Source organism: Synechococcus sp. R5-15 (genome assembly GCF_047462035.1).
Lineage (GTDB): Bacteria > Cyanobacteriota > Cyanobacteriia > Thermostichales > Thermostichaceae > Thermostichus.
Genome location: NZ_JANSIK010000102.1, coordinates 1 through 797, shown reverse-complemented (window position 1 = coordinate 797; position 797 = coordinate 1). Strand labels below are relative to the sequence as shown.

At 42.8% G+C, this 797-nt stretch carries 1 protein-coding gene; it reads right to left on the bottom strand.

What is annotated here, in order from left to right:
• A protein-coding gene (locus tag NW839_RS09530) for an IS5-like element ISSoc13 family transposase (protein ID WP_148202704.1) occupies window positions 1-742 on the bottom strand; the annotation gives its coding sequence in 2 pieces (ribosomal slippage) (window positions 1-424 and window positions 424-742; 743 coding nt annotated over the 2 pieces). This gene is flagged as partial in the annotation.
• Window positions 743-797 lie beyond the last annotated feature (55 nt).

Here is a 797-nt window from a genome sequence, read left to right as displayed (position 1 = left end):
CATTTGAGCCAAAAGAGAGCACTGACGAGATAGAGAAAACTCAAGAAGTTCCTGGCCAATTTGTCAAAACGAGAAAATAGATGCCGGTACTGCTTTAACTTATGAAAAAAGCATTCGATTAAATGCCTCTCTTGATACAGATGCTTGTCATAATGCCGCTGCGTCTTTCTATTCCTTTTAGGCGGAATAACCGCTTGAGCTTCCCCTATCTTCTCAATCAACTTATCCGCATCATATCCTTTATCCCCAATTACTTTGGTATCCTTTCTCTGCCAGCCCTCTATCAATTCTTCCCCTTGAGTAATATCGCTCTTTTCTCCGCCAGTTATTCTCAATTCCAGCGGATTTCCCAACCCATCTACACTCACATGAATCTTGGTGCTGTATCCGCCTCGGCTTCTCCCCAAAGCTTGCTCCCCTTTTTTCCGGCAGCACAGGAGTGCGCTCGAACCATGGTTGAATCAATAATGAGATGCTCTAAATCAGGGTCGTCAATAAAATACTTGAACATCCGTTCCCACACTCCAAAACGACTCCACCGGTGGAATCTTTGATAGATGGTGTACCATTTGCCATATCCTTCTGGGAGGTAGCGCCAAGGAGCACCGGAACGGGCTATCCAAAGAACTGCTTCAATAAACTGTTTGCAGTTTGCTTCTTTCCCAATGTTAACTCTCTCTTCTGTCTGTAAAAAAGCCAATATCTTCTGCCATTTGTTTTCATCTAAAAAAACCAACTTCATCCTCTTTCCTCTATAAATTATTCTCTCTATCCTAACATAAGATCAACACGACCTA